Below are 26182 nucleotides of genomic sequence, written 5' to 3'. Positions count from 1 at the left end.
AGAAAGCCTTCTCTGCATGCGTCGAATGCCAGCTTTCAGCCACTGGCAGCGTTCACCAAATGGCCGAGATGCACGCGCAAATTGTTCACGGCTCCACTCGTGAAGTGGAGCCGCTCTTGATCACACCTCAGTTGCCTCGGCAAGTTCGAGAGCATCTTCTACATCGACTCCCAGATAGCGGACCGTGTTCACGATCTTGCTATGACCGAGCAAAGACTGGATGGCTCCCAGAGGATAACTGACCTCAATCCAACAAGCATGTTTCTGACAGCTCAGCCTCCGCACGTCGACAGAGCCGGTTTGGGCGGGCCCGGTCCTTTCCGAATGATTCTCTCTGCTGCTCAGCCGCCGCCAAAGGTTTGTGCCCCTCCGAGCACAGGAACCGTTATTGACCGCTGAATGCCGCAAAGCTTTTTTCGAAGCGGTCGACGACATCCTCGATATCGGACATTGCTAAGCAAAGCGGCGGACACATGCGGATGACATTGCGGTACGGTCCCGAGCGGCTGGCGACGAGCCCGTTGCGGCGCGTTTCCTCGAAAATGGCGAGCGTCTCCTCCGGCGCCGGCTCTTTCGTCGCGCCGTCCTTGACGAGTTCGATCGCAAGCATAAGCCCACGGCCCCTGATATCGCCGATGATTGGAAAGCGCTCCTTCATGTCGTTAAGGCGACCCTTGAGCACCGCGCCAACATCCCGGGCGTTCTCCTGGAGTCGTTCCTCTTTTATGACCTTTAGCACGGCTCGGCCGGCCGCGCATGCCACCGGATTGGCGCCATAGGTGTGGAACAGAAATTTATCGGCCATGGATTCAGCGACATCTCGCTTGGCGATGACCGCGCCGAGCGGGATGCCGTTGCCCACACCTTTGGCGATGACGACGATATCGGGCACAATGCCATGGGATTCAAACGCCCAGAAGGCATCGCCGGTTCGGGCGACACCGGATTGCACTTCATCAATGATACAGAGACCGCCGGCCGCGCGGACACGCTCGACAGCGCCGGCAATGTAGCCCGGCGGCATCGGCACGATGCCGCCATAGCCCTGCACCGGCTCGATAATCATGCCGGCCAGCCCGCCGCTGGTTGAACTCGCTATGGCGCGCTCGACCTCGTCGAGATAGGGCTGCAAGCCTTCGCCATGAATGCCGCGATACTGGTTGGGCTCGGCCACGAAAGTGACCCCGCCAAGCTGGGGCACGGGATGGCGAAAACCCGCTATCCCGGTCACCGACTGCGCGCCGAAAGTGGCGCCGTGATAGCTCGAGGCAAGCGCCAGCATGTCGATGTTGCCGGTATGCGAGCGCGCCATCAGCAGCGCAAGATCGATCGCTTCGGCCCCGCTGTTGGTGAAATGTACGACCCAATCGTGACCGGCCGGCATCGTTGCCACCAGTTCCTCCGCGTACTGAGCCGGAACCGGGTGGTAGAACATCGTCGTGCAATGCGTCAGTTCCGCCAGTTGCTCGGTGGCCGCCTTGACCACCTGCGGATGCGCGTGGCCGACCGAGATGCAAAGATTCATGCCGAGCAGGTCGATGTATTTACGATCCTTCTCGTCCCAGACATACTGGCCCTTGCCGCGCTTGAGGATCAGCGGGTCCTTGTAAGGAACGAACTTGCGCTGCGTGGCCGAATAGAAGCGGTTCCGCCGATCGACGATGGCCTCGGTCGACCAGTCGATGTCCAGGTTGGAATGGACGTGCGGAGCGTTCATGCCGTGTCTCCCGTGTTGCGAACTCCTGGATTGAAAACACGGAATGCGCGGCGCGCACACCGCCAAACCTCCTTATCAGGATAACTGATGGAGTTGATTAGTCATGCGACGAGGGGCGATCGACGGCATAGCAGTCGGCGGGAAGGCCAGGCAGGCGGGTGCTGATCGCGTTGGTCAGCACTTCCGCGGTACGCGTGGCGAAAGCCTCGGGGAGGTTTCCGAGCTCCCGCTCGCGCGCGACCAGAAGGATGTTGCGCGACAGCCCGGTGAACGGCAAGGGATGGACGTCAATCTCCATACCCTCCGCCAGCCCGTCGATGAGCAGGGTCGGCGTCAGGATCGCAAAGCCCATGCCGGCCGCGACCGGCGCCATCACCACGCTGGAGCGGTCACCTTCCATGGCACGCGGGATCTCGATGCGCAGGCGGCTCAGATGCTGGTCGACGCGCAGGCCAACCGGCGTCTCGCGCGAGAAGCGCACGAAGGCGAGCTTCTTGGAGAGCTTGACGATGTCACCGACATCGCCGGCAAAACCCTTTGGCGTCACCAGCAGGAATTTTTCGGTCATCACAGGATAACGTGTCAGTCCCTCAATCTCGAACAGCTCGCCGGAGGTGACGGCGAGGTCGGCGCGGCGGGCCCGCAGCAAGGCGACGTGGTCGGTCGCCAAACCCGCGAACAGGCTGAGCTCGGGAATGCCGAAACCCTTGCGGGCAAGGACCGAAAGCGCCGGCGCCAGCGTTGTCGCGATCGACGCCAGAAGCGCGATGCGCAACAGCGGCAGCGGTGCTGCATTGACGCGCCGCGCGTCGGTGCGCAGGCCCTCGACCTCGGCCAGTATGGCAACGGCGCGGCGATGCAGCGCGATGCCGGCTTTGGTGAGCTCGATCGGCCGCAAATTGCGATCGATCAGGCTGACGCCGAGCGCGCTTTCCAGGTTCTTCAGATGCTGCGAAGCGGCCGATTGCGTCATGCCCAGCATCTGTGCCGCCTGGGTGACGTGCCTGGTCTCGACGATGGCGACGAAAACCTCGATCGATCGGAAAAGGTTGAAATCGAAACTGCCGCTCTTCACCCGCAACTCCGCCCGTGAAGCATCATAAGTTTTCCTAATGTTGCGAAATTTGGGTTGAGCGCAAGTGGTTTAGCGGGAAAAGATCGCGCTGTTCCAATCCAGCGAAGGTATCCCACAAGGTGAATGGCAGCGCACGCATCGTGATCATTGGCGGCGGTGTCATTGGCCTCGGCATTGCCTATCACCTTGCCGAACTGGGCGTGAGCGATGTCGTCCTTCTGGAGCGCCACCAACTGACCAGCGGCACATCCTGGCACGCCGCCGGAATCGTCGGTCCGTTACGCGCCAGCCTCAACCTGACAAGGCTGGCGCAATATGCGACCGAGCTGTTTCCACGCCTCGAGGAACTGACGGGCCAGGCGTCCGGCTACCGCCGCACCGGCGGCCTGTGGCTGGCGCGACGTGCGGAGCGCATGGACGAACTGAAGCGCATCGCGCATTTGGGCGATGTCTGCGGCCTCACCGTTGGGATTGTCGATCAGGCGGGCGTGGCCGAGCACGTGCGCGGCATCGTCACCGATGGCGTCGAGGGCGCGCTGTGGGTCGAGGAAGACGGCCAGGCCAATCCAGTTGATATCTGTGCGGCCTATGCAAAACGGGCCCGCGCCGCCGGTATCCGCATCCTCGAAGGGTTAGCCTGTTCGGGCATCGTGACCCGCAACGGCCGGGTCGTTGGCGTCAAGCTGGCCTCCGGCGCCACCATCGATTGCGAGACCGTCGTCAACTGTGCCGGCGCCTGGGCGCGCGATATCGGCGCGCTCGCCGGCGTTCCTGTGCCGCTGCAGGCCGTCGAGCACATGTATGTCGTGACGGAGCCGATCGCCGGTCTGCAGGATCCGTTTCCCATCCTGCGCGACCTCGACGAAGGCATCTACATCAAGGGCGATTCCGGCAAGCTGGTGTTGGGCGGCTTCGAGCCGAACGCCAAGCTCTTCGATGTTCGCGGACCGGCTGGCGACAGGCCATTCCTCGAACTGCCCGAGGATTGGGAGCAGTTCGAGCCTTTCATGTCGGCCGGACTGAAACTCCTGCCGGCGCTGTCGCAGACCGGCATCAGGCACTTCATGAATGGCCCGGAGAGTTTTACCCCCGACACGCGGCCGCTGATGGGCGAGTCGCCCTATCTGCGCGGCTTCTATGTCGCCGCCGGCTTCAACTCGACAGGCATGATGTCGTCGGCCGGCGCCGGCAAGGCCATGGCCGAATGGATCGTCGACGGCGAGCCCAGCCTCGATCTGTGGGCGCTTGACATCGCCCGCTTCGACCGCGCCGCCGCGGCGCGCTCTTTCGTCGGCGCCAGGATGGAGGAAGCGGTTGCCGACCTCTTCCGCATGCATTGGCCTTACAAGCAGGCCGCCGCCGGGCGCGACGTGCGGCGTTCCGCCTTTCACCGTACGTTCGCCGAAGCGGGTGCTGTGTTCGGCGCGCCGACCGGCTGGGAGCGACCGCTCTGGTTCGGCGGCACGGAGACGCGCGGCTATTCCGTCGGCGCTCAGAAATGGTGGAGCCCGGCCAGGGCCGAAGCCGAGCGAATGGCGCAAGGCGTTGGCCTGTTCGAGCTTTCGCCCTTCACCAAGATCGATGTGCGTGGACGCGACGCGATCCAGCTGATGCAAAGCCTGTGCGCGGGGGACGTCGACAGGCCCGAAGGCCGCGCCGTCTATACGCAGATGCTCAACGCACGCGGCGGCATCGAGGCCGATGTGACGGTCACGCGAGTCGACGAGCACGGCTTCCGGGTTATTTCAGGTGCCGCGACCAGACAGAAAGATTTTGACTGGATCGCGCGCCATGCTGAGGATCTTGGTCTCAACGTCTCGGTCTTCGACGCCACGTCCGCAGAGGCCGTTCTCGGGGTCATGGGGCCGAATTCGCGGGCGCTGCTGCAGAGCCTGACCGACGTCGATCTTTCGGACGCAGCCTTCCCGTTCTCGACTTCGCGCCGCATCGACATCGGCACCGCGAATGTGCGGGCGACCCGAGTCAGCTTTGTCGGCGAGCTCGGCTTCGAGCTTTATGTGCCGGTCGAACACGGCGAGAGCCTGCTTGCCATGATCGTCTCAGCGGGCGGCGCCCATGGCCTGACCTTTTGTGGCCACTACGCGCTGGATGGCTGCCGGTTGGAAAAGGGCTATCGCCATTGGGGCCATGATATCGGGCCGAAGGACACGCCGCTGGAGGCGGGCCTGTCCTTCGCGGTGTCCTGGAAGAGGGATGATTTCATCGGCCGCGATGCCCTGCTGAAGCAGAAGGCCGATGGCCTGAAGCGCCGGCTCATGCATTTCGCCGTCGACGGCGACAATCCGCTTCTGCTGCATGACGAACCGATCTATCGCGACGGCAAACTTGCCGGGTTGACGACGTCAGGTGGCCTCGGCGTTCGCACGGGGCTCAGCCTTTGCCTGGGCTACGTTGCCTGTGATCCAGGCGAGACGAAAACGCAGCTGCTTGCCTGCGACTACCAGATCGCGGTGGCCGGTGCGCGCTACAGGCTGCGCCCACTCGACAAGCCACCCTATGACCCAACCGGATCGCGCATGCGCGTAAGCGCGGAGGAAAATTCATGAGACAACAGGCCCGCGTGGTCGTTATCGGCGGCGGCGCCATGGGCGTGTCGCTGCTCTATCATCTGGCCAAGCGCGGCTGGAGCGATGTCATGCTCGTCGAGAGGCAGGAGCTGACAGCAGGCTCGACCTGGCACGCCGCCGGGCTCTGCACGCATTTCGCCCACAATGCGACGATCATGGAGATGCGCGCGCATTCGGTGCGGCTCTATCGCGAAATCCTGACCGCCGAGACCGGGTTGCCGACAGGTTTCCACCCAAGCGGCGCATTGCGCATTACGCGCTCGCCGGAGCGCATGGACGAATTCCGCCATGTGCAGGGGCTTGGCCGGTTCGTCGGCCATGACTTCCACATTCTCAGTCCCGATGAGCTCAAGCAGATCTATCCGCTCTGCCATACCGACGGCATCATAGGCGCGATCTACGAGCCCAATGACGGTCATGTCGATCCGACGCTGGCGACCAACGCAATGGCCAGCGGCGCGCGCTCGCGCGGCGCCGAGATCGTGCGCCACAATCCGGTCCTGGCAATCGAGCGCAAGCCATCGGGCGAGTGGCTGGTCCGCACACAACAGGGTGACATTGTCGCGGAGCATGTGGTGAACGCGGCCGGCACATGGTGCCGCGAGATTGGCGCCATGATGGGGCTCGACCTGCCCGTGGTGCCGATGCTGCACCAATATGTCGTGACCGATACCGTCCCCGAGATTGCCGACCGGATCGCCGCCGGCGCCAAGGAACTGCCGATCATCCGCGATCCGGAAGAAAGCTGGTATCTGCGCCAGGAGCGCGACGGCTTTATCGTCGGCCCCTATGAAAAGTCGGCTCACCCCTGGGCGGTCGATGGCGTGCCACCAGAATTCGGCATGGACTTGCTGCCGCCCGACCTGGATCGGGTCGAGCACATCATCGCGCTGGCGATGGAGCGTGTCCCGGCACTCGCCAATGCCGGCATCAAGACGGTGGTCAACGGGCCGATCACCTTCACGCCGGATGCCAATCCGCTGGTCGGTCCGGCATTCGGCCTCGGCAATGCCTGGCTGCTCACCGGCTCAAGCATGGGCGTGATGGAAGGCGGCGGCGCCGGTCGCTTTCTCGCCGACTGGATCGTCGACGGATCACCGCCAATGGATGCGCTTGCCATCGACCCACGCCGCTTCGGCAATTATGCCGACCGCGACTATCGCATCGACAAGGCGGTGGAAGGGTTCGGCCTGCAATTCGGCATCCACTATCCCAACGAGGAACGCGAGGCCGGCCGCCCGCGCCGCACGACGCCGGCGCTCGAACTTCAGAGAAGCCAGGGGGCAGTGCTGGGCGCCGCCTATGGCTGGGAGCGGCCGAACTGGTTCGCTGCCAAGGGCGCCGACCGTGACCCGCCACTGACCTTCCGCAAGCCCGGCTGGTTCGACGCGGTGCGCGGCGAGTGCCGTGACGTGCAGGCCAGCGTCGGCGCCATCGACCTTTCGGCCTTCTCCAAATTCGAGATCGGCGGACCAGGCGCCAGCGCCTTCATGGCTTCGCTCGGCGCCAACCGACCACCGGAACGTCACGGCCGCATCGGGCTCATTCACGCGCTGACGGCAAAGGGCGGCGTGGCGTCGGAATTTACCGTGACCCGACTCGGCGACGATGGGTTCTACTTGACCAGCGCAGCACTTGCGGAGCGACATGACGAAGGTCTGCTACGCTCACGCGCCGCAGCCTTTCCAGGTGTGACGATCGACAACGTCACCGAAAGGCGCGGCGTGCTCGGCGTGATGGGGCCGCGTGCCCGTGACCTCTTGGGAAAGATCTGCGAAGCCGATCTATCGAATGCTGCATTCCCCTGGCTTTCCGCGCAGATCATCCGCGTGGCCGGCATCAAGACGGCAGCGCTCCGGGTCTCTTATGCCGGTGAGCTCGGATGGGAACTGCACGTTCAGTTGGCGCAGTTCGGCAAGCTCTACGAAGCGATCACCAAGGTCGGAACGCAGTTCGACCTGCGTCCGTTCGGCATCTACGCGCTCAACGCGATGCGGTTGGAAAAAGGTTATCGTGCTTGGGGCGCCGACCTGACCACCGAACGTACGCCGCTGGAGGCTGGGCTGGGTGCGCTGGTCAAGACTGACAACCGGACGTTCGTCGGCCGTGAGGCGATGCTGGAGCGCATCGGCGAAAGCGCCTGGTCCATGCTGCTGCTCGAGATCGATGACGACGGCGAGAGGCTGCCGTTCTACGCCCACGCCGTGATGCAGGCGGGGCGCCCGGTCGGGGTCGTTACCTCCGGCAGCCACGGCTTCCGCACCGGCAAGACCGTTGCGCTCGCCTATCTGCGACCCGGTGTTGCGGCTGAAGGCCTGACCGTCTCGATCCTCGGCAGGGAACTGACGGCGCGGGAGCTGAAGAAAGCGCCTTACGATCCGGACAATCTGCGGCTGCGCGGCCTTCAGGCCGATGCGCCGGCCGCCTTCATGCCTGCCTGATCACGGAGACGAAAATGGACAAGGACGCGATGATCGACGCTCTAGCGCCACGAAGCGGGGGCCGAGCGGGAAGGCAAGGCCAGCGCCTGGCCCAGCAGGCGCCGCGGCGTCCCTACATCAGCCGGCGGATCGGCACGTTCAATATCCTCGACGAGGAAGGCCTGAGCCTGATCGAGGCGAATGCCGACCGGCTGCTCAAGGAGGTCGGCATGGAGTTCCATGACGATCCCGAGATCCTCGACATCTTTCGCGATGCAGGCGCCGACGTGCAGGGCACCAGGGTTCGCTTCGAGCCCGGCATGTGCCGCACGATCATCCGCGCCACCGCGCCTTCGCAATTCAAGCAGCACGCTCGCAACCCAGCCAACACGGTGGTGATCGGCGGCGACAACACCGTGCTGTGTCCGTCGTGGGGACCGCCCTTCGTCCACGATCTCGATCGCGGACGGCGCTACGCCACGATCGCGGACTTCCGCGATCTGGTGAAGATCCATCAGATGATCCCGCATCTACATCATTCGGGCGGCGTCGTTTGCGAGCCTGTCGACCTGCCGGCCAACAAGCGTCATCTCGACATGCTCTACACCCACATCCGCCATTCGGACCGTGCCTTCATGGGCGCGTTCATCGGTTCGAGGCGAGCACAGGACGCGGTCGACATGGCCAAGATCGTCTTCGGCGAGGAGTTCGTCGCCAACAACGCTGTGCTCTACAACGTCTCCAACACCAATGCGCCGCTGGTGCTCGACGCCAACATGTCGGGTTCGCTGAAGGTCTGCGCCCGCAATAACCAGCCGGTCGCCTGCACGCCATGGACGCTGGCCGGCGCGATGAGCCCCTGCACGGTCGCCGGCACGCTGGCGCAGGTGCTGGCCGAGGCGCTCGCCTGTCTCAGCCTCGTACAGCTGATCAACCCCGGCGCGCCCTGCCTGATGGGAAGCTTTGCCAGCACGATCTCGATGCAGAGTGGAGCGCCGACATTCGGGACGCCGGAAGCGGGCAAGATGGTGCTCGCCTGCGGGCAGTTGGCGCGTCGCGTCGGCGTGCCGTTCCACACCGTCGGTTCGCTGTCGGCCTCAAAGCTTCCCGACGCACAGGCCGAGCAGGAAGCGACATGGGGCATATTGATGTCGATGTTTGCCGGCGCCAACGTGATCAACCACGCCACCGGCTGGCTCGAGGGCGGACTGGTCACCGGTTTCGAAAAGACGGTCATCGACGCCGATCTCTGCGGCAAGGTCGCCAGCCTGTTCGAAGGCATCGATCTGTCGCTCAATGCGCAGGCGATGGAGGCGATCGAAGCGGTCGGGCCGGGATCGCATTTCCTGGGCAGTGCGCATACGCAGTCCAATTTCCTCTCGGCCTTCTATCGCTCCACCAGCAGCGACAACAATTCCTTCGAGCAATGGAACGAGGACGGCCGGCTCGACGCCGCGCAACGCGCCAACCGGCAATGGAAGAGGCTGCTCGACGACTACCAGGATCCGGGGCTCGATCCGGCGATCGACGAAGCGCTCCGGGCCTTCATCGCCAACCGCAAGGCCAGCGAGCCGGACCAGGCTTATTTCTAGAGCCGGCACCGCATCTTTGATGGCCCGTTCGTGGAATGTTGACCGGCCGAGCTCCGCGAGAAGATCGTTCCCAAACGGCTTTATCTGGTTCGTCCTTGCACGATACGGTCGATGATCATGGCGCAGAGAAGTATGGCGAAGCCCGCGAGCAGTCCCTGCCCGACAGCTGCGTATTGAAGCGCATTGAGGACATCTTCTCCCAACCCTTTGGCGCCGATCAGGGAAGCGATGACCACCATTGAAAGGCACATCAAAATGGTCTGGTTTATGCCGGCCATGATGGAAGGCATCGCTAGCGGGAGATCGACCCGGGTCAGGAGAAACCATCTTGTTGCACCATAGGCTTGCGCGGCCTCTCTAATGGCCGGCGGGACACCCTGCAAACCGAGCGCAGTCAGGCGCACCACTGGCGGCGTACCGAAAATCAGCGTGGCGATGACGCCGGGCGGCTTGCCGATGCCGAACAATGCGATCACCGGGATCAAATAGACAAATGCCGGCATGGTCTGCATGAAGTCGAGCACCGGCCGCACGGCGGCATAGACGCGCGGTCGGCGCCCGCACCATATCCCAAGCGGAATTCCTATCGCGAGGCAGATAATGGCCGATGTGCCCAACAGGGCGACTGTTTCCAGGCTCTTTTCCCAAAAGCCAAGCACGGCAAGATAGGCGAGCGCAGCCGCGGTGAAGATGGCGACGCGCGGCCCCGCCAGTTGCCAGGCCAGGGCTAGAATGATCGCCATTGTCACTGGCCAGGGCATGCCCGTCAGTCCATAGGCCAAGGCATCGAGCACCAACGATATTGCGCCTGTGATGCCGCCGAAAAAGCCCTCCCCGAGATGCGACACCGCTCCCATCAGGCTGTCCAGACCCGATGACAACGCGGCCTGCCACTCGCGATTCGAGGGCGCGGCAGTCAGCCAGACGGCTGGTGTCGGCGCGGCGAAGCGATAGACCGAAAGCCCATAGGCTGCGATGCAGAAGGCAAGGGCGCATAGCGCCAGCGGATGATTGAGCCCGCGCTGAAGCGTCGGGTTCGAACGCCAGCGCGCGAAGCGCCGCTCCAGCATCCGGTTGGCGAGGAAACCGGCGATCAACCTGGCGAAGAGCAAAGTGACAATGCCGGACCCAATTACAACCGGCGCCTTCGCTTTTGCGGCGTCGGCCCGCATTCTGGCCGTGTTGGCAGCTTTCTCCAGAGCGGCCGCTGATGATTTCAGGCCAGCTGCATTGTCCGCCCCCGCTGCCTCGGCGGCCTTTGCCTGTTCCGCGCGCGCCTGTGCCTGCTTGGTGACGCGTTCGGCGCGTGCTTGCTCCCCGGCGCCGAGGTTGCCAGCGGCACCGACGCCGATCTGAACCACCGCAAGCGTCTCCAGGAAGAAGATGAGCCAGAACAGAAGTGTGATGCCTCGGGCAGCGGCCCACACCGGTCCAAGCAGCGCGGCCGCCAGGTTGAACGGCCAGACGGCACTGGAAGCCCGCCGGATGCGGGCGAACACATCGATATAGTAATCGGGGTTGCGGAGGACGAATTCTCGTACGAGTCCTTCCTCTACCGGTTGGGCGTGCTCTATCGATTGCACAGCGACAGGATCATGGGCGTTCACGGATTTCGCCCTTTCGCAGACCGTGGAGCAGGATCTGCCTGTCGACGATGCCGACGACAGACCCACCGGGATCTGTCACAGCAAGCGGTGCGGCATCCCGTGCCGCGAGTTCGACGAGTTCGGCCAGGGATTCTCGAGAATCCACCCTGCGCAACCGCTCGACGTCCAATTCCGGATGAGACCGGCTCTTGAAACTCTCGACCGACTCCATGATGCGCCCGGCGGTGATCACCTTCAGGCGCGAGATGTCGGCGACGAATTTCGCGACATAGTCGTGCTTCGGAGATGTGACGATCTCCTCGGGCGTGTCGGTCTGGACGATGACGCCATCTTTCATGATCGCGATGCGATCGCCGATCCGGATCGCCTCGTCGAGGTCATGGGTGATGAAGATCACTGTCTTTCCCATCGAGCGCGAGAGGGCCAGGAACTCGTCTTGAAGTTGCCGCCTTATCAAGGGATCGAGCGCGCTGAATGGCTCGTCCATGAGCAGGATCGCTGGATCGGCAGCCAAAGCGCGGGCGAGGCCGACGCGCTGCTGCATGCCGCCTGAGAGCTCATGGCAGTAGCGATCCCCCCAGCCCGACAGGTTCACCTTGGCAAGTGCCGCCTCGGCCGCGTCAAATCTCCGCTGCTTGGTCGCGGCTTGGATCTCCAGCGGGAGCGCGACGTTGTCGCGTACGGTGCGATGCGGAAGCAGACCGAAGCTCTGGAACACCATGGCGATCCTGCGAGACCGCAATGCCCTCAACTCAGCGGGCGACTTGGCCATGACGTTTTCACCGTCGACGAAAATCTCGCCGGCGGACGGCTCGAGCAGGCGGTTTATATGGCGGATCAATGTCGATTTGCCACTGCCCGACAGGCCCATGACGCAGAAGATTTCACCCGGCCGAACCGAAATGTTGACGTTGGCGACGCCCACGACACATCCGAAGCGCCTGGCCACTTCGTCCTTGTCCAGGCGGTCGCGCAAAATCGCCATCATCGCCACTGGCGCGCGGGCGCCAAAGATTTTCCAGACGCCCTTCAAAATGATGGCGGCACCGTGGCTTGCCGCGTCTCCGCGGTCCGCCAGGCCGGGTCCTCCCGGCGCAATGATCGGTGCGGTGTCCACCGGCTACCGCTCCCGTCCGATCACGGATTTGAGCGGCCGGGCAACAGTGCAGGCCGGTTCAGAGCCTGCAATGCCGGCCCTGGCCTTCAATGACCGAACCACTTCGCCACGTCGTCGGGGTGGGCTTTGATCCATTCCTTCGCCACATCGCCTGCCGGCTTCTTGTCGACGATGATTGCATAGGCCCATTTGCTGATGTCGTCCGGATTGAAAGTAATCCGATCCAGGGCGGCGGTCAGTTCCGGTTGCCGCTGGGCCAGCGAACCAGCATAGGCGATGTGCACGGTGGTGTCAGCATATGCCGACGACACTTTCGATTTTTCGAACCATTGAGGATCCTCGCTCGGCTGCAGCATCATGAACTTGGCTGGGTCGTGTTTCGGTTCGGTGAGAAAGGCAAGCTTGTAGCGGGCGAAATTCTGGTGTGGGCCGTAGCAGTAGCCGACCCATGGCTTGTCTGCCTTCGCGGCCCGGTCGAGCGATGCCGCGGCCACCGCTTCGTCGGTCACCTGGAGATCGAAGAAATCGGCGAATCCATAGTCGCGGGCCCGCACCTTTTCGATGTTTGTCGACTGCCAGCCTGACGCGCCGATCCAGATTTCGCCCTTGCCGTCGCCATTGGTGTCGAAGATCTTGGCGTTGTCCGGATTGGTGAGATCCGCGACATCCTTGATGCCATATTTGTCGACCGTGACTTGGGTGACGCAATAGCCTTGCTTGGCTTCGTAGCCGTTCTGCGCGAGTTTCACCGTGCCGGCGCCTTTGACATATTTGTCTACCAGGCCCTGCTGGTTCGGCAGCCAGACATCTGGCCAGATGTCGACCTCGCCTTTGTTGCGATCCATGGCTTCCCAAATGACTGGGACTGCGGTGGTGGTGACGGTGGAAACGTCGAGCCCAAGCTCCTGTTCGGCCGCGTTCTTGATGACGTTCATGACCGCCGTTGCGGTAGCATAGTTTGGATCCGGCATAGTCACGTCTGCACCGAACGCCGACGAAACCGGCGCCAACAATAGAACGCCGAGAGATGGTGCAAGAAGTCGGTTTTTCATATCGTTCCCCAGTGAGTTGCGCTGATTTTTCTCAGCTTATTGGTCAAGTTAGCGAAACGTGCAGGCAATCCATCCCAAATTGTGCCGCATTAGCAAAAACGATGAAGCGCATTAGGCGGTCGTTGAGATTCCGATACCCGCTCTGTAGGCAGAGGGTGTCTCCATGCTCAGGCCGTCACGTATATGCTCCCAGCTTCGACGGAGACTGGGAACGTCCTCGCGCGAACGGACGGGTTGACCAATGCTGCGCCCGACCTGATGTCGAATTCCCACCCGTGCCAGGCACAGCGAACGATTTCATTCTCACGGTGATAGATGAATTCGGCTCGCTCGACGGGAGCAGTCGTTCCGCATTGCGGTCCCTCACAAAGGGGGGCCCCTCGATGCGGGCATACATTCAGCAGCGCATGGAAACTATCGCCGATCCGGAACACGCCGATCGACAGGCTGCGCACCTTGGCGATGAACGGCGTTCCGACCTGGATCTCGTCGGAGCGACAAATATACGTCTTCTCAGCCATCTCAGGTCGTCACGCTGCAGCAGCGGCTTGCGGGCGGGGAATGCGCTTGTAAACGTCTAGCGCATTCTGGCCGAGCACCTTGCGGCGCCATTCCGGCGGGATGTGCAAAGTGTTGACGTCATCGTAGTCCCAATGGGGGTAGTCGGACGCAAACAGCAGCGTGTTCTCCCCGTCCATGGCCTCCAGGATCGCCCAGAGGTGGTTGACATTCGAAGGCTGCTCCAGCGGTTGGGTGGAGAAACGTATGTTACGCCGGCAATATTCCGACGGCAGCATTTTCAGCCATGGCGTCTCTTTTCGCAGTGCTTTGTAGTCGGCATCCAGGCGCCACAGGACCGACGGGACCCAGGCGACGCCGCACTCGATGATCACGAAGTAGAGGTCCGGCCATTTCTCAAAAACGCCATGGGCAATCATGCTTGCCACATGCGACATGGCCGACATGTGCAGGATCGCATGGGTTTCCCAGAAGAAAGTGGTGGGCGCTGGCGCGACAGCGTTCCAGTTGATGCCGCCATGTCCACCAAGATGTATGGCGAACGGCAAACCGACCTCGGCACAGGCCTCGAAGATCGGGTGATAGAACGGGTCGCCATACGGCCGCACAGAGCCTTGGGAGGCCAGAACTTGCGCCATCCGGGGATGCGCGCCGAGGCGCCGGATCTCCGCCGCCGCAAGGCGCGGGTCTTGCGGTGCGATGATGATGGAGCCCATGAAGCGGCTGTCTTTCGGCAGCCATTCATTGATCTGGTAGTCGTTGTAGGCGCTTACCAGCGCGCTAGCGTAATAGGGATTTGCGAGTGTCGACGCTTCGATGGGCTCGTCGCCAGTTAGGATTGCCACTCCGACATTGTATTTATCGAGGTGCTTCTCCTTCATGATCAGGTAGTTGTCCGCCTCCACCTTCGGTCGCACATCCTTGCGGGAGAAATCCTGCGGATGAAACCAGGGGCGATGGCCGTGCGGAAAAGCGCCGACCGGGCCGGTCTTCTCGCCCTCGATGAACATGTCTTTCCAGACACCGGACAGGTAGGGCTCCAGCACCGTCGCGTTGGACCAATAGTTGTGGCAATCGCAATCGACTATGAACACTTTTCCCTCTTCCTTTGATGCGGCCGTCACAGACCGTGGCTTCTGCACCGAACTTCCGCTTTGATAGTGCACGGATCAAGCGTATAAACAGCTAGATACGATCGCAAAAATCGATGGCTCGCCTATGCAGTTGGAACAAATAGAGACGTTTCTCGACATCATTGAATCGCGAAACTTCAACCGGTCGGCGGAGCGCCTCGGACTGACGCAATCGACGGTCAGCACCCGTGTCAAGAACCTGGAGGCCGCCGTGGGGTCCGAACTCTTCCATCGCGGCCGCGCCGGTGCCGAGCCGACCGCGGCAGGGCGGCGGTTTGAGGTTTACGCACGGTCAATGCTGTCGACCTGGTCCCAGGCCCGTCACGACGTGCGCGCCTTTAACAGATTCGAAGGCAGCCTTCGGGTCGCTGCCCAGGTTGGAATGACCCGCTCGATCCTGCCGGGTTGGTTGGAAATGCTGCTGCAAGTCTTGCCGCGGTCCTCGATCCATGTCGAATCCGACTACTCGCCGCAGATGATATCTGATCTGAGCCTGGGAAACCTCGATATTGCTGTTGTTTATGCTCCACGCTACCTGCCCGAGATCACATATGACCAACTGATGGTTGAGGAATATACAATGGTCTCGACCAAGGCACGCCGGCTTAGCGATGTAAGCCCGGACAATTACATCCGGCCGGGTTACACCGTTGCGCTCGAGAAGGCTCATGCCGAGGCGTTGCCAAATCTGACTGCGTGCCGGCTTTCGATGGGCTCCGAAACGCTGGCCGACAATATGCTGAGACGCGCAGGCGGCACCTGCTACATGCGCGCCGACGATGCGCGTCGCTTCGCCGCCGAGCAACCCTCCCACATTGTGGAAGGTGCTCCAACTCTGCATCAGCCCGTCTACACCGCAATTCTCGCGCGACGCCGGCATGAGCCAATCATAAAGAAAGGCATTCGCGCGCTTCATCTTGCGGTCATGTCGCTGGAAGGTTGATCGATATTGTCGATCATAGATGCTTGAGGTTCCTCCTGTATCGAACGTAGGCCTGCTGGCATTCTTAGCCCCTTAATGGGAGCCAGATGATGAACGCCCTCGTTTCTTTCGCTCCCTCCTGCCGATCCGACCGCGTCAGCGGACGTCACACGCTGATCTGTCGCGGCATCGTTCAGGAGACGCACGACGTGAAGACCTTCGTCTTTTGTCCAAAGCGCGGGCAGGCCGGCCAGTTCAAAGCCGGGCAGTTTATCACTCTGAACCTCGTGATCGACGGCGCTCCGGCCGTCCGGACTTACTCGATCTCTTCGCCGCCAACCCGGGTGGGAGACCTCAGGATAACCGTCAAGCGCGTCCCCGGCGGCCTCGCTTCCAATTGGCTGCATGACAATCTCGAACAGGGAAGCGAAATAGAGATCGACGGCCCGTCCGGCAGCTTCAACTGGGATGACCTGCGGAGCGACCGGCCGCTTTTCCTCTCCGGCGGCAGCGGCATAACACCGGTGATGTCGATGCTGCGCACGCTCGCCGACAGTGGCTCCGACAAGGATGTCTGCTTCATTCATAGCGCACGCTCGCCGAAGGACATCATCTTCGGTGACGAGCTTGACAACCTGGCACGGGACCATCGCAATTTTCACGTCCATGTCGTCTGCGCCGAAGCTGTGCATAATTGGGCCGGTCCAACTGGATTGGTTGGTGAGTCCATGTTGCTGAAGTTTGCTCCCGACATTAGGGAGCGCACCGTTTATGCCTGTGGGCCCGAGCCTTACATGAACGCAGTCCGGAACGCCCTCAACAGCATCGGCTTGGATCCTGGTCGGTATCATGAGGAGAGCTTTGGCGGCCTGCTGAAGCCTGCACCGGTGTTGCAAACAGCCCAGGCCGCTTCCGTGCGTTTTGCTCGCACAGGTGTCACCCACCAATGCCGTTCGACACAGACCCTGCTCGAAATCGCTCGGAACGTTGGTCTGTACCTGCCAAGCGCTTGCCAGCAAGGGATTTGTGGGACCTGTCGTGTGCTGAAGGTCAGCGGCGACGTGGAAATGGCTGATTTCGGCGGACTCAGCGCACAGGAGAAGGACGCCGGATATGTGCTCGCCTGCTGCACACATCCCATGGGAGCGGTGTCGATAGACTTGTAACTGCAGGCGCACACCGCGGCCGTGCAAATCACAAAGCAATTCAGTACCGATATTGTCGTGGAAGGCACCGATAAGACATCGGCAGCATCGATCTGGTGTTCGACGTCATCGGTGGCAACATCCAGAAGCGGTCTGCAGCCCTGATCCGGGGCGAGGTATGCTGGTGACCGTCGTCGGACCAGCCGAGGCGCAGCCCGCGGATGGCTTGGCGGTCGATTTCGTCGTCGAGTCCGGTCGTGGCCAGTTGAGCGAGATCGTCCAGCAGGTGCGGAACGGGCGGCTGCGGATGAACATTGGCAAGGTCGCGATCTCGACGAGGCGATCGCCGCCTCAGGAAAAAGTACTGTCAGAGCATTGTCACTCGACAACGCTCCACCACAACAACGCGTGCATGTCACGACGCGATTCGCGGCCGCCCGGTGGCTGTCGCGACGACGATGGCTTCCACGAAACTGCGCTCGCCTTCGATTGTAGCAACTCTTATGTCGCGTGCGATCTCGATCCGCGCCTGATCGGTCCCGGCGCGCTCGGCAAGACCTGCCGCCAAGACTCGAATGTGGGCTTCGGCTGCGGCCATCGCCTCGTCCTTGGTGTCATAGTCGTCCAGCCGCTCGCCGGAATTGAGACGGAAAAGCCCGATCTCCGGTTGGCTGACGCGCGCTTCCGCTGACATTCGCACCTGTCCAACCACGGCGCCCAACGCATTTGCGACATCGGCGTGTTCGGCAATGCTGCATTCATTGCCGATCAATTGCGGCAGCCCGGCAAAGTGCAGCGAAGCCGACGCCCCGAGGCCGATCACCGGCCGGTCGAGCGCGATCGACAGCCGCGCCATGCCGCCTCGCCCGCCAACCGCCCGCTGAACCAGCGGGTTGGCAACGGAGACGCCGCCCTCCAGCCCGTCCTCGGCAAATACCGATTCAAGAATTACTTCGGCAGAACGCCGGGTGACGGCGGCAAGAACCATCTCGGAAAACGCTTCTGCGCCTTTGGCGACACGATGCCCCTGGCCGTCGCGCTTGCGTGAGAACAATTCGGCGCCCAGTCGAGCCGCGACAGGATCCCAGTTCCCTTGCCGGCCGAGCACATGGGCTGCATCGGATGGCGTGAAGCCGACGATATGTACCAGGCCACGTGCGACGAGGCGATTGAGCGTCGCGACCTGTGACGTCGATACGAGCAGCCGATCGAGCGCGGCGGGAATTGCCGAAATGTCAGCATAGAGCCGCGTCTCGGTAACCGTCAGGCCTGCGGCTAGACGTTCGGGCACACCTGTGCGCAATGCGAAGCGGCCGTCCAGCCGGCTGGTGTTGGGACTGAGCAATTGCCGGTTGAGACCTTGGCATATGGCATCGCCGTGTTTCACCGCGGCGAGCGCCAGCGGTACCAGCCGCCGGGGCCCGAGCACGATCGTCGAAGCCAACGACTGCTCATGAAGCGAAACTTCCGAATCCCCACCAAGGCCAAAGGTGCGCATGGCCACGGCTTCCACCATGGTTCGCATTCCGCCGACGGTGGCGCCTTCCGGATCGAGCCGCAGGCGGCCGCCGTCCAGAACTGCGATGTCCGTGGTAGTGCCGCCTATGTCGGACACCACCGCATCATCGATGCCGGTCATGTACCGCGCCCCCACCAGGCTTGCCGCTGGTCCTGACAGAATGGTCTCGATCGGCCGAGCGCGGGCGAATTCTGCGGTAATGAGCGCGCCGTCGCCGCGCACGACCATGAGCGGAGCGACGATCCCGCGTCTTGCCAGAAATCCCTCCGTGGCGTCGACAAGGCGATCGATCATCGAGATCAACCGGGCGTTGAGAAGCGTGGTCAGCGCCCGACGCGGGCCGCCGAGTTTCGACGACAATTCATGCGAACAGGTCACCGGGAGCCCGATGCGCTCGTCACGTACCGCGATTTCGTGTTCGGGATTGCGAACGGCAAAATAGGAGGCCACGGCGACGCCTGAAACCGTGTCGGCGAGAAACGGCAGCGCAGCCACGAGAGCGTCGAGCACCAGCTCACGCGGATCTCCGTGGACGTCATGTCCGCCCGGGCAAAAGATCACGGGATCGGAGCCGAGGGCCTTTGACAATCCGTTCCGGGCAAGGTCGGCTTCAGTGAAGCCGATCATCACCAGCGCGACCCGCCCGCCCTGCCCTTCGACGAGGGCGTTGGTGGCCAGCGTGGTGGACATCGAGACGAGCTTGATCGCGCTGGGCTCGATGACTGCCTCGGACAAAACAGCGTCTGCGGCGCCGGCGATGCCCTCGGCAAGATCGTGCCGCGTGGTCAGCGACTTGGCCTTGGCCACGATGCCTGTGGATTCCGACCACAGCACGGCATCGGTGTACGTGCCGCCAGTGTCAATGCCCAGATAAAGTGGCGACGGCTGGAGCGCATATGCGTTCATTTTGATCAGTCACCCGACCCAGGTTCCGGCGAGAAATATTTCGCGAGCTTGTTCGCTTCGTCGTCGAACGCCTTGGCGTCGACGGGTGGATCGCGCTTGACCGCAATATTGGGCCACGCAGACGCATACTCGGCGTTCAGCGCGAGCCAATCGTCGAGACCAGGCTCGGTATCGGGAAAAATGGCCTTCGCCGGGCATTCTGGCTCGCAGACGCCGCAGTCGATGCATTCATCGGGATGGATGACGAGCATGTTCTCGCCTTCGTAGAAGCAGTCCACCGGGCAGACTTCCACGCAGTCCATGTATTTGCATTTGATGCAATTGTCGGTGACCACGAACGTCATTCGGTGGCCTTCAGACCAAGCCGTAGGTCATATCGAGGGGAATGCGATGGTCATCGATAGCCCGCACGCCAGCGGTGTTTTCAGCCAGGACGATCGAGGCTTTCCGCTCCTGCTCCGACAGATACGTTCCCCACAGGGTGACCACGCCGTTGTTCACGATCACGTCCGAAGTCGAGGGCCACGATTCGGATCGCAAGGCATCGACAATCTCCATCCTGATGCTGCTGTCGTCATGCAAGGCCGGAGCGCGCCACCCTTTCCTGGCAATGACCAGCGCTCGCACCAGATTAGCGCGACTGACGATCCCACCACCTGCCCGTCGCGCAGCACTGGGACACGCTTGATCCGATTGTGCTCAAGCAGGGTTGCGATCTCGGCGACTGGCGTACTCTCGACCACCGTCGCAACCTGCTGTGTCATGACGTCGATCACATGATCGGAATGAGATTTGACATAGTCTTCCGCCTGAACCGCGTTGTTGGTGAATAAATGAAGCCACCAGGAACGACCCTGCGGTGCTGTTCCGATCTCCGCCCGGCGGATCAGGTCTCCTTCACTGACGATGCCCAGCAGCGCACCTCGATCGATCACCGGCACGGCGCTGATCCCGTGCGACAGAAGAATATCGGCGACCTCGTCCACCGTACTGTCAGGCCCTACCGCGATGGCCGGCGACGTCATGACGTCCTTGGCGATCAGCATTTCGTTCTCCTTCACCGGCCTGCAGGCGGCAGTACCGGCGGCAAGGTCGTTCCAGAGCCTTGCCCGTTGCCAGCATGGAGATGGATCGCGCGACAAAACTCCCTTGCATGGAAAGCGTACGCTTCCAGATCGGCCGGATCGCCAGCGAACAGCCCCATGTCCTCGGCTTTGTGGAAGAACCAGGGAGCGGGCAAACCAGGATCGAGCGCGTTCACGGCAACGGCCGCAAGCAATGGCAGGCCTTCGTCCGCATCGTCGTCCATCAGTTGTTCGAGTGCACCCTGGATCACGCCTGTTGCTTGCGAACCAACCATGCTCTTGGCCAGTCTTGCATAGGTGATCGGCAGCCGGGTCCGTGCTTGCAGGAGCAGTTCCTCGCGCAGCCGGGTTTTGAGAGCATTGTCATCCACGGGTACGATTGGGATGCCGTCATCTGCGTCAGGGCGATTGGCAGATACCATTCGACCGACGACATGACGCCGAATGTCCGGGCCAGAAAGGATCCTGCCGAAATCGTGTTCAAGCCTGTCCATTATTGTCATTGCCGAGCCCAAGGTGCCCTTCGCGCGATATCGCCAAACAGTCCCCTAGCGTTGAGACCTGCTGGCTGGCACCCAATCTGTCGTTTCGCTACGCACGAGCTTCACTCATCCTTATCTGCAAGACAAACGAAATTTATTGCCGCTTCAGCACAATTATTTTGCATCATGATTCGATCGCGGTGAGGGGCGCAACCCTTTCCTTTTCGGATTCGATATGCATTTTTTACGGACGCGGCCGTCGCACTCCCAGCGTCCTGGGTTTCAGCAGGCGGCAATTCGCTCCCAAAGCGATCCAGAAGGAGATTTTGAGGATGATCACTGGTGCTCAATGCCGTGCCGCTCGCGCACTGGTCGAATGGACCCGTGAAAAGCTCGCCGGCAATTCAGGCGTGGATGCGCTGGTCATCGAAGAATTCGAGCGCCGGATCAACCTTCCTGACCGAGATATCTGCGACACGCTGCAAACCGCGCTTGAAAGCGCCGGCGCCGTTTTCATTGCCGAGAACGGCGGCGGTATCGGCGTTCGCCTGAAGCTCAACCGCTCGGAAGTCAAGCGGATCGGCGTTCTGGAGAATGAAGGCGGCATTGTCGGAACAGATGCCGTTCCATAAGCAAGACCTTCCGGGCCCAATGAATTCATGGTCGCAGCCCGTCGCTGGACAATTCAGGATCGGCATCGGCTTGATAGTGCACACAAGGGAGATGGCTCTCATGACAGTTATCTGGAACGATCTCACCAAGGAGGAGCAGACGGCACTCAAGCGAATGAACCGCGGACCCTACCCATCTCTATCGAAAGCCTTGGCCGAACGTCTTGTCTTTCTCGGACTGGCTGAAGAAAGACCCAGCGGGACCGGAATAAACCGGGCCGGAAGAGAGCTGGTGATAAGAACGTTGCTTGGCGCTCGCTCTGACTAAGTTTAGGATTGATAGCCGCCAGACTGCACCGAGGTGGCTGACTTGACTTCCCGGATTGCTTCACCAACTATGGTCCTATGAACGCCGCAGTCAGAATCCGTCGCGATTTTCTTTTCCGGGTTTGCCCCATAGCGGGAATGTAGCCCCCGGCTCGGCTGCCATGCGCGCCCCGAGCCGAGGGGCGGTGTGTTTGCCCACACATGGGATGGTTCCGCAGGGCCTCAAGCCTCCGGAGCATCGGCGTTCCATCGAGATTTTCACGAATTGGCCCGATTCCGGCACCCTCCGTGGCGGCTGGTCCGAGCGGAAGCATGAGTATTCAAATGCAAGACAACACGAAAACCCGGCGCAAGCCGAACATCCGCATCTCACAGTCAGACCATGCGCGTCTGTCGGCGGTTGCGAGCACCGTGGCCGCGCGCAATCCGGAGGCCTCCGATGAACTGCTCGCCGAACTCGAGCGGGCACGTATAGTCGCCGATGGTTCGGTCTCCGCCGGCACCGTCCAGATGGGTTCGACGGTGACATTCAAGCCCGATACTGGCAATGCCAAGACAGTCACGCTGGTTTTTCCTGGCGACGCGGATATCTCCGAAGGCAAGGTTTCAGTCCTCACGCCGATCGGCACGGCCCTGATCGGCCTCTCGGCCGAACAGTCGATCATGTGGACCGCGCGCGATGGGCGCCGGCACAAACTGTCGGTGCTCGCCGTAGGCCAACCCGCTGCGGACGGCGATGCAGTCGATCGGCGCGCACCAGCGTCTTCGGCGATCCCGGCAGACGCCTAGACATGGGCGTTTCCATCCGTCTCCTCAATCACGCAGGCAGCCTGATCGCGGGAGTGTGACCCCTGCGCCGGCCTGTTCTGGTCCGGCACAGGGGGTAGCTTCCACATCCGATCAAATGCTTGACGCCGGAACCCTTTCACGGGTCCGTCTTGGAGACGCACCATGCCCACTATCGATAGCTGCCAACTGACCACCAAGGACTTCACGATTCTTGAAGTGATGCAAGAGCGCCATCCCCGCGGCGATGCCTTGTCCGTTGTCCTTCAACGGAAGATTTCGAGCGCAATTGTGATGTTTCGAGAAGACATTCCGCCAACGGTCGTGACGCTCAGCACCCGAGTGACCTATCGTGTAAACGACGGCCCTGCCGAGACCCGCATCGTCGCACATGACGAGATGCGCGGTCTGGTTGGCATGCTTTTGCCGATCACCAACCCGCGCGGCCTCGCGCTGCTTGGTCTGGCCGAAGGTCAGTCCATGTCCATTCCGACCGCGCAAGGCGGCCATGAAACACTGACTGTGCATGAAGTGGTCTACCAACCGGAAGCCGCAAGGCGTGAGAGATTGAAGCTGGCGGGGAGTGCGGCGCCGGAGCCGTGGCGACCGAACGGACCGGTTTTGCGCGTCGTCCATCACTCTGATGAGGCAGAACCCAACGCGGAAAACAGGGCCATGGCGGCTTTCAACGACGGGTTTGACGACCCGGGGCCGTCGGCCGCCTGAGGCCTCGACTACCCAGAACGCGGGGAAGGCGGGTAGACAAGCGTTCCGTCGAGCCTTGCCTCCACACCGTCGGTGAGCTTCGCCGGCTCGACCTTGTCATGGCCCATCAGATGAAAAACAGACTCGCCACGACTGATCAGATAGTCCGCGACGATTCTTCTGTGGCAACGCCACCAAAGCGTTTCCGAGCACATGATGGCGCACCGCTGCTGCCTGCCAAGGGACACAAGCCGCTCCAGGCCGCCATGAAACTCCGCCGACAGCGCGTAGTCGGCGTAGTTGTGAAAACTCTGGTTGATCCAGAATGCATTGAGCGTCGGTGGAATGGGGTGCGCCTTGCCGCGCAGGCCGCCAAGCTCGGCAATATGCTCATATCCGATCGCGAAATCCGCAAGGCTGTCCGGCAGCGTTTCGCTGTTGAATTGCGGATTCGCCCGCGATCGCCGGATGGTCCTTATGTCGACCACGAGGGTAATCTCGCCAACCCGCAACAGGGCGACGAATTCGGCGATCGACCGGGTCGAGTGACCGATGGTGTGGAACGGATAAGGCATGTTCGATCAATCCATGGCGGTGGATTTCTTTCCGGCCGCGTGATCAGTGATTTGGAACTGAAAGAACGCGGTCATTTCACCACCTGCTTCAATCCACGTAGCGCCTCCTGTACGTCGGTTCGCGACGCGCTTGCATCCGGATAGACTGCATAGGCCGGATAGGTGAATTCCGGCGCGCCCTCCACGACCTCCAACTGCCCGGCCTCGATATGGGGCGCTGCCGCGCCCCTACGGAAATAGCCCATTCCGCCGGCGCGCAGGATGTAGCTCAGCCCAAGCGGACCAAGGCCGACCATCAATCCCGGCTCCCCGAAGGCAGAGGAACTGGCGCCATGTTGGGCCGCAAACAGCGGCCCCCAATCGACATAGACATAGTCCCTTGAGGCGTCCAACTCTGAGTCCCTGTCCGTGCTCCGAACCAAGACGAGCTGCTCCTCCACGAGGAGCTCCACCCTGAAGCCTGGCAGCAGCTTCGGCGCATAGAGCACCGCGATGTCGAGAACGCCAGTCCTGAGCTGCTCGAGGAGCTGGTCCGGCACGCCGACCTGGGCTTGGATGGCGATTTCCGGCCTGGCCTTCTTCATCCAGACCAGCCAATCGAGCAGCAGCGGGTTCCACAGGCTGAGCTCCCCGCCCAGGGCAACGACGCTTGTCCGTCCCGATGGGATGGCGAGCTGGTGGCGTGCTCGTTCCCAGATTTGCACGAATGATTGCGCGAACCGCTCGAACTCCCGGCCCGCCTGCGTCAACTGCGCACCATTGCGATTGCGGACAAAGAGCTGACGTCCGAGCTCTTCCTCCAACGTGCGTATCCGCGCGCTGACAGTGGTCTGGGTGACGTGGAGTCGGTCGGCAGCTCTCAGAAAGCTGCCGGAATGGACGATTTCCAAAAACGTGCGCGCGCGGTCGATGTCCATGCTGGTTCCCGATTAGTGCAATAATCTTGCATCAATACAGCATTTAATTCCGTTTGCCTTCCTGTTTTACGCAGCGCAACGTCCACGTAGGCGAGGGTCTCCGCTGTAACGGATATGGAGCGTGCGATGTCTGATCGGGAGGATGTATGTCCGGAGACGAGAGAATACGCCTCTCCACCATGCTTTATGGATGAGCTTGTCCCGGGGTACGGCACTGAGCCGGCCGTTCAGGACGCATGGCCCGATGTCTGTCGATGGCGCAAGGCGGAACGCAAGCGTCTAATCGATGAGCGTCTCGCGATCGACGCCGAGGAACGCAATGCGAGGTCTTTACGCATCGCTTCCGTTCTCGACCTGGCCGTCGGTCGGGTGAGCGGGCGGATCGTCAGCGGCTATTGGCCGTTCCGCGGTGAGCCCGACCTCCGCAACTGGGCGATAAAGGTGATCGAGCGCGGCGGGCGGATTGCGCTTCCAGTCGTCATCAAGAAAGGCTGGCCGCTGGAGTTTCGCATCTGGGGGCCGGGAGACCCGCTCGAACGCGGATTCTGGAATATTCTTGTCCCCTCTCATGGACCTGCCGTCCAACCGGATGTGGTCATCGCGCCCGTTGTCGGTTTCGACGAGGCTAACTATCGCCTGGGTTATGGCGGCGGCTTCTTCGACCGGACCCTGGCCGCGGCGCCCAGGCGGCCTCTCGTCGTCGGCGTCGGTTACGCCCGTAGCAGGATCCGAACCATCTATCCGCAGCCGCACGACATTCCGATGGATGCGATCGTCACGGATGAATGAAAGAGCGCAGGCAAGACCTGGCCCCGTGTGACGGCGGATCGCAGGTGCCGTCCATGGTTGAGGCCGCCTCGCCTGCCGGAAGAGGAGAGCAGGAAGCATATCATGTCCATTCCAGCCACGACCTTGGATGATCACAAGCCCCGGTTTCTCGTCCGATGGCTGTTCTCGACCAACCACAAGGATATCGGGACGCTTTACCTGCTGTTCTCGATCATGGCAGGCATCTTCGGTACGGCGCTTTCCGTGTTGATCCGCATGGAGTTGCAGGAACCGGGTTTGCAGATATTTGGCGATCCGGGCGTCTACAATGTGGTCGTCAGTGCCCATGGGCTGGTCATGATCTTTTTCGTGCTCATGCCGGCGCTGATTGGTGGCTTCGGCAACTGGATGGTGCCGATCATGATTGGCGCACCCGACATGGCTTTCCCCCGCTTGAACAACATCTCGTTCTGGCTGCTGGTGGTGTCATTCATCCTCTTCATCACCTCGATGTTCGTTCCGGGAGCGCCCGGTACACTCGGCCATGGCGGCGGCTGGACGCTCTATCCGCCTTATTCGACGGATGGCCAGCCAGGTCCCGCCGTCGACCTCGT

At 61.8% G+C, this 26182-nt stretch carries 24 protein-coding genes and 2 pseudogenes; 11 read left to right on the top strand and 15 right to left on the bottom strand.

The window, feature by feature from the left end:
- Positions 1-120: 120 nt before the first annotated feature.
- The 3 genes and pseudogenes from FJ942_RS28870 to FJ942_RS18475 all read right to left on the bottom strand — a co-directional run.
- Positions 121-231: pseudogene (locus tag FJ942_RS28870) on the bottom strand (integrase); the annotation flags it as partial.
- A 154-nt stretch (positions 232-385) separates the two neighbouring features.
- Positions 386-1717, bottom strand: coding sequence for an aspartate aminotransferase family protein (locus FJ942_RS18480; protein WP_140500682.1), 1332 nt, complete (start codon positions 1715-1717; stop codon positions 386-388).
- A 97-nt stretch (positions 1718-1814) separates the two neighbouring features.
- A complete protein-coding gene (locus FJ942_RS18475; RefSeq protein WP_140500683.1) occupies positions 1815-2792 on the bottom strand; it encodes a LysR family transcriptional regulator in 978 nt (325 codons plus the stop codon).
- A 119-nt stretch (positions 2793-2911) separates the two neighbouring features.
- Here FJ942_RS18475 and FJ942_RS18470 point away from each other — a divergent pair, with 119 nt between their 5' ends.
- From FJ942_RS18470 to FJ942_RS18460, 3 genes are read left to right on the top strand one after another with little or no spacing between them, the layout of a single operon-like run.
- Positions 2912-5359 carry an FAD-dependent oxidoreductase gene (locus FJ942_RS18470; RefSeq protein ID WP_140558736.1) on the top strand — a complete coding sequence of 816 codons (2448 nt, stop codon included), beginning with the start codon at positions 2912-2914 and terminating at the stop codon, positions 5357-5359.
- Positions 5356-7821, top strand: a complete 2466-nt coding sequence (locus FJ942_RS18465; protein WP_140818984.1) for an FAD-dependent oxidoreductase — start codon at positions 5356-5358, stop codon at positions 7819-7821. Before FJ942_RS18470 ends, FJ942_RS18465 begins: the two co-directional genes overlap by 4 nt.
- A 14-nt stretch (positions 7822-7835) precedes the next feature.
- Positions 7836-9392, top strand: coding sequence for a trimethylamine methyltransferase family protein (locus tag FJ942_RS18460; RefSeq protein ID WP_210243344.1), 1557 nt, complete (start codon positions 7836-7838; stop codon positions 9390-9392).
- An 80-nt stretch (positions 9393-9472) separates the two neighbouring features.
- Here the strand turns inward: FJ942_RS18460 and FJ942_RS18455 are convergent, their stop codons facing one another.
- From FJ942_RS18455 to FJ942_RS18435, 5 genes are all read right to left on the bottom strand, one after another.
- The gene (locus FJ942_RS18455) at positions 9473-10999 is read right to left on the bottom strand and encodes an ABC transporter permease subunit (protein ID WP_210241287.1); all 1527 of its coding nucleotides are present in this window, start codon (positions 10997-10999) and stop codon (positions 9473-9475) included.
- Positions 10986-12077: a betaine/proline/choline family ABC transporter ATP-binding protein gene (locus FJ942_RS18450; RefSeq protein ID WP_224519145.1), complete on the bottom strand. Its 1092-nt coding sequence runs from the start codon at positions 12075-12077 to the stop codon at positions 10986-10988. The genes FJ942_RS18455 and FJ942_RS18450 overlap by 14 nt, the downstream gene beginning before the upstream one ends.
- 125 nt (positions 12078-12202) lie before the next feature.
- Complete coding sequence (locus tag FJ942_RS18445) at positions 12203-13087, bottom strand: glycine betaine ABC transporter substrate-binding protein (RefSeq protein WP_181169954.1); 885 nt, start codon at positions 13085-13087, stop codon at positions 12203-12205.
- A gap of 248 nt (positions 13088-13335) precedes the next feature.
- A complete protein-coding gene (locus FJ942_RS18440; protein ID WP_140559945.1) occupies positions 13336-13689 on the bottom strand; it encodes a Rieske (2Fe-2S) protein in 354 nt (117 codons plus the stop codon).
- A gap of 9 nt (positions 13690-13698) precedes the next feature.
- Positions 13699-14781: an amidohydrolase family protein gene (locus FJ942_RS18435; protein ID WP_140739983.1), complete on the bottom strand. Its 1083-nt coding sequence runs from the start codon at positions 14779-14781 to the stop codon at positions 13699-13701.
- 124 nt (positions 14782-14905) lie between these two features.
- Here FJ942_RS18435 and FJ942_RS18430 point away from each other — a divergent pair, with 124 nt between their 5' ends.
- From FJ942_RS18430 to FJ942_RS28865, 3 genes and pseudogenes are all read left to right on the top strand, one after another.
- Positions 14906-15763 carry a LysR family transcriptional regulator gene (locus FJ942_RS18430; RefSeq protein WP_140521272.1) on the top strand — a complete coding sequence of 286 codons (858 nt, stop codon included), beginning with the start codon at positions 14906-14908 and terminating at the stop codon, positions 15761-15763.
- 89 nt (positions 15764-15852) lie between these two features.
- Positions 15853-16908, top strand: a complete 1056-nt coding sequence (locus tag FJ942_RS18425; protein WP_181169952.1) for a hybrid-cluster NAD(P)-dependent oxidoreductase — start codon at positions 15853-15855, stop codon at positions 16906-16908.
- A gap of 74 nt (positions 16909-16982) precedes the next feature.
- Positions 16983-17238 (top strand): annotated as a pseudogene (locus tag FJ942_RS28865) (zinc-binding dehydrogenase); the annotation flags it as partial.
- 64 nt (positions 17239-17302) lie between these two features.
- Here the strand turns inward: FJ942_RS28865 and FJ942_RS18415 are convergent.
- Genes FJ942_RS18415 through FJ942_RS18400 form a run of 5 tightly spaced genes read right to left on the bottom strand, consistent with a single transcriptional unit; the run spans position 17303 to position 20891 of the window.
- Entirely contained in the window at positions 17303-19312 is a 2010-nt protein-coding gene (locus FJ942_RS18415; protein WP_140898515.1) for a hydantoinase/oxoprolinase family protein, read from the bottom strand.
- Positions 19313-19317: 5 nt separating this feature from the next.
- Positions 19318-19656: a ferredoxin FdxA gene (gene fdxA / locus FJ942_RS18410; protein ID WP_140657154.1), complete on the bottom strand. Its 339-nt coding sequence runs from the start codon at positions 19654-19656 to the stop codon at positions 19318-19320.
- A 10-nt stretch (positions 19657-19666) separates the two neighbouring features.
- Positions 19667-19870, bottom strand: a complete 204-nt coding sequence (locus FJ942_RS28685) for a BON domain-containing protein (protein ID WP_210241291.1) — start codon at positions 19868-19870, stop codon at positions 19667-19669.
- Positions 19816-20358 carry a CBS domain-containing protein gene (locus FJ942_RS18405; protein WP_210241292.1) on the bottom strand — a complete coding sequence of 181 codons (543 nt, stop codon included), beginning with the start codon at positions 20356-20358 and terminating at the stop codon, positions 19816-19818. Before FJ942_RS18405 ends, FJ942_RS28685 begins: the two co-directional genes overlap by 55 nt.
- A gap of 11 nt (positions 20359-20369) precedes the next feature.
- A complete protein-coding gene (locus FJ942_RS18400; RefSeq protein WP_140525743.1) occupies positions 20370-20891 on the bottom strand; it encodes a hypothetical protein in 522 nt (173 codons plus the stop codon).
- 2 nt (positions 20892-20893) lie between these two features.
- Here FJ942_RS18400 and FJ942_RS28860 point away from each other — a divergent pair, with 2 nt between their 5' ends.
- From FJ942_RS28860 to FJ942_RS18385, 3 genes are all read left to right on the top strand, one after another.
- A complete protein-coding gene (locus FJ942_RS28860) occupies positions 20894-21511 on the top strand; it encodes a hypothetical protein (protein WP_246671102.1) in 618 nt (205 codons plus the stop codon).
- Between the two features lie 630 nt (positions 21512-22141).
- Positions 22142-22606, top strand: a complete 465-nt coding sequence (gene rnk, locus FJ942_RS18390; RefSeq protein WP_140525742.1) for a nucleoside diphosphate kinase regulator — start codon at positions 22142-22144, stop codon at positions 22604-22606.
- Between the two features lie 162 nt (positions 22607-22768).
- Positions 22769-23329, top strand: a complete 561-nt coding sequence (locus FJ942_RS18385) for a nucleoside-diphosphate kinase (protein ID WP_140525741.1) — start codon at positions 22769-22771, stop codon at positions 23327-23329.
- Between the two features lie 8 nt (positions 23330-23337).
- Here the strand turns inward: FJ942_RS18385 and FJ942_RS18380 are convergent, their stop codons facing one another.
- Complete coding sequence (locus FJ942_RS18380) at positions 23338-23883, bottom strand: DUF488 domain-containing protein (protein WP_140525740.1); 546 nt, start codon at positions 23881-23883, stop codon at positions 23338-23340.
- 71 nt (positions 23884-23954) lie between these two features.
- Positions 23955-24800 carry a LysR family transcriptional regulator gene (locus tag FJ942_RS18375; RefSeq protein WP_140518333.1) on the bottom strand — a complete coding sequence of 282 codons (846 nt, stop codon included), beginning with the start codon at positions 24798-24800 and terminating at the stop codon, positions 23955-23957.
- 126 nt (positions 24801-24926) lie between these two features.
- Between FJ942_RS18375 and FJ942_RS18370 the strand changes: the two genes are divergently transcribed.
- Positions 24927-25589, top strand: coding sequence for a 5-formyltetrahydrofolate cyclo-ligase (locus tag FJ942_RS18370; protein WP_140525739.1), 663 nt, complete (start codon positions 24927-24929; stop codon positions 25587-25589).
- Positions 25590-25691: 102 nt separating this feature from the next.
- Positions 25692-26182, top strand: a 491-nt coding sequence (locus tag FJ942_RS18365; protein ID WP_181169950.1) for a cbb3-type cytochrome c oxidase subunit I, incomplete at its 3' end; no start/stop codon positions are given.

Source organism: Mesorhizobium sp. B2-4-2 (assembly GCF_006442845.1).
Classification (GTDB): Bacteria; Pseudomonadota; Alphaproteobacteria; order Rhizobiales; family Rhizobiaceae; genus Mesorhizobium.
Note: the sequence above shows the minus strand (reverse complement) of the source record. Positions and strands in the feature narration are given on the sequence as shown.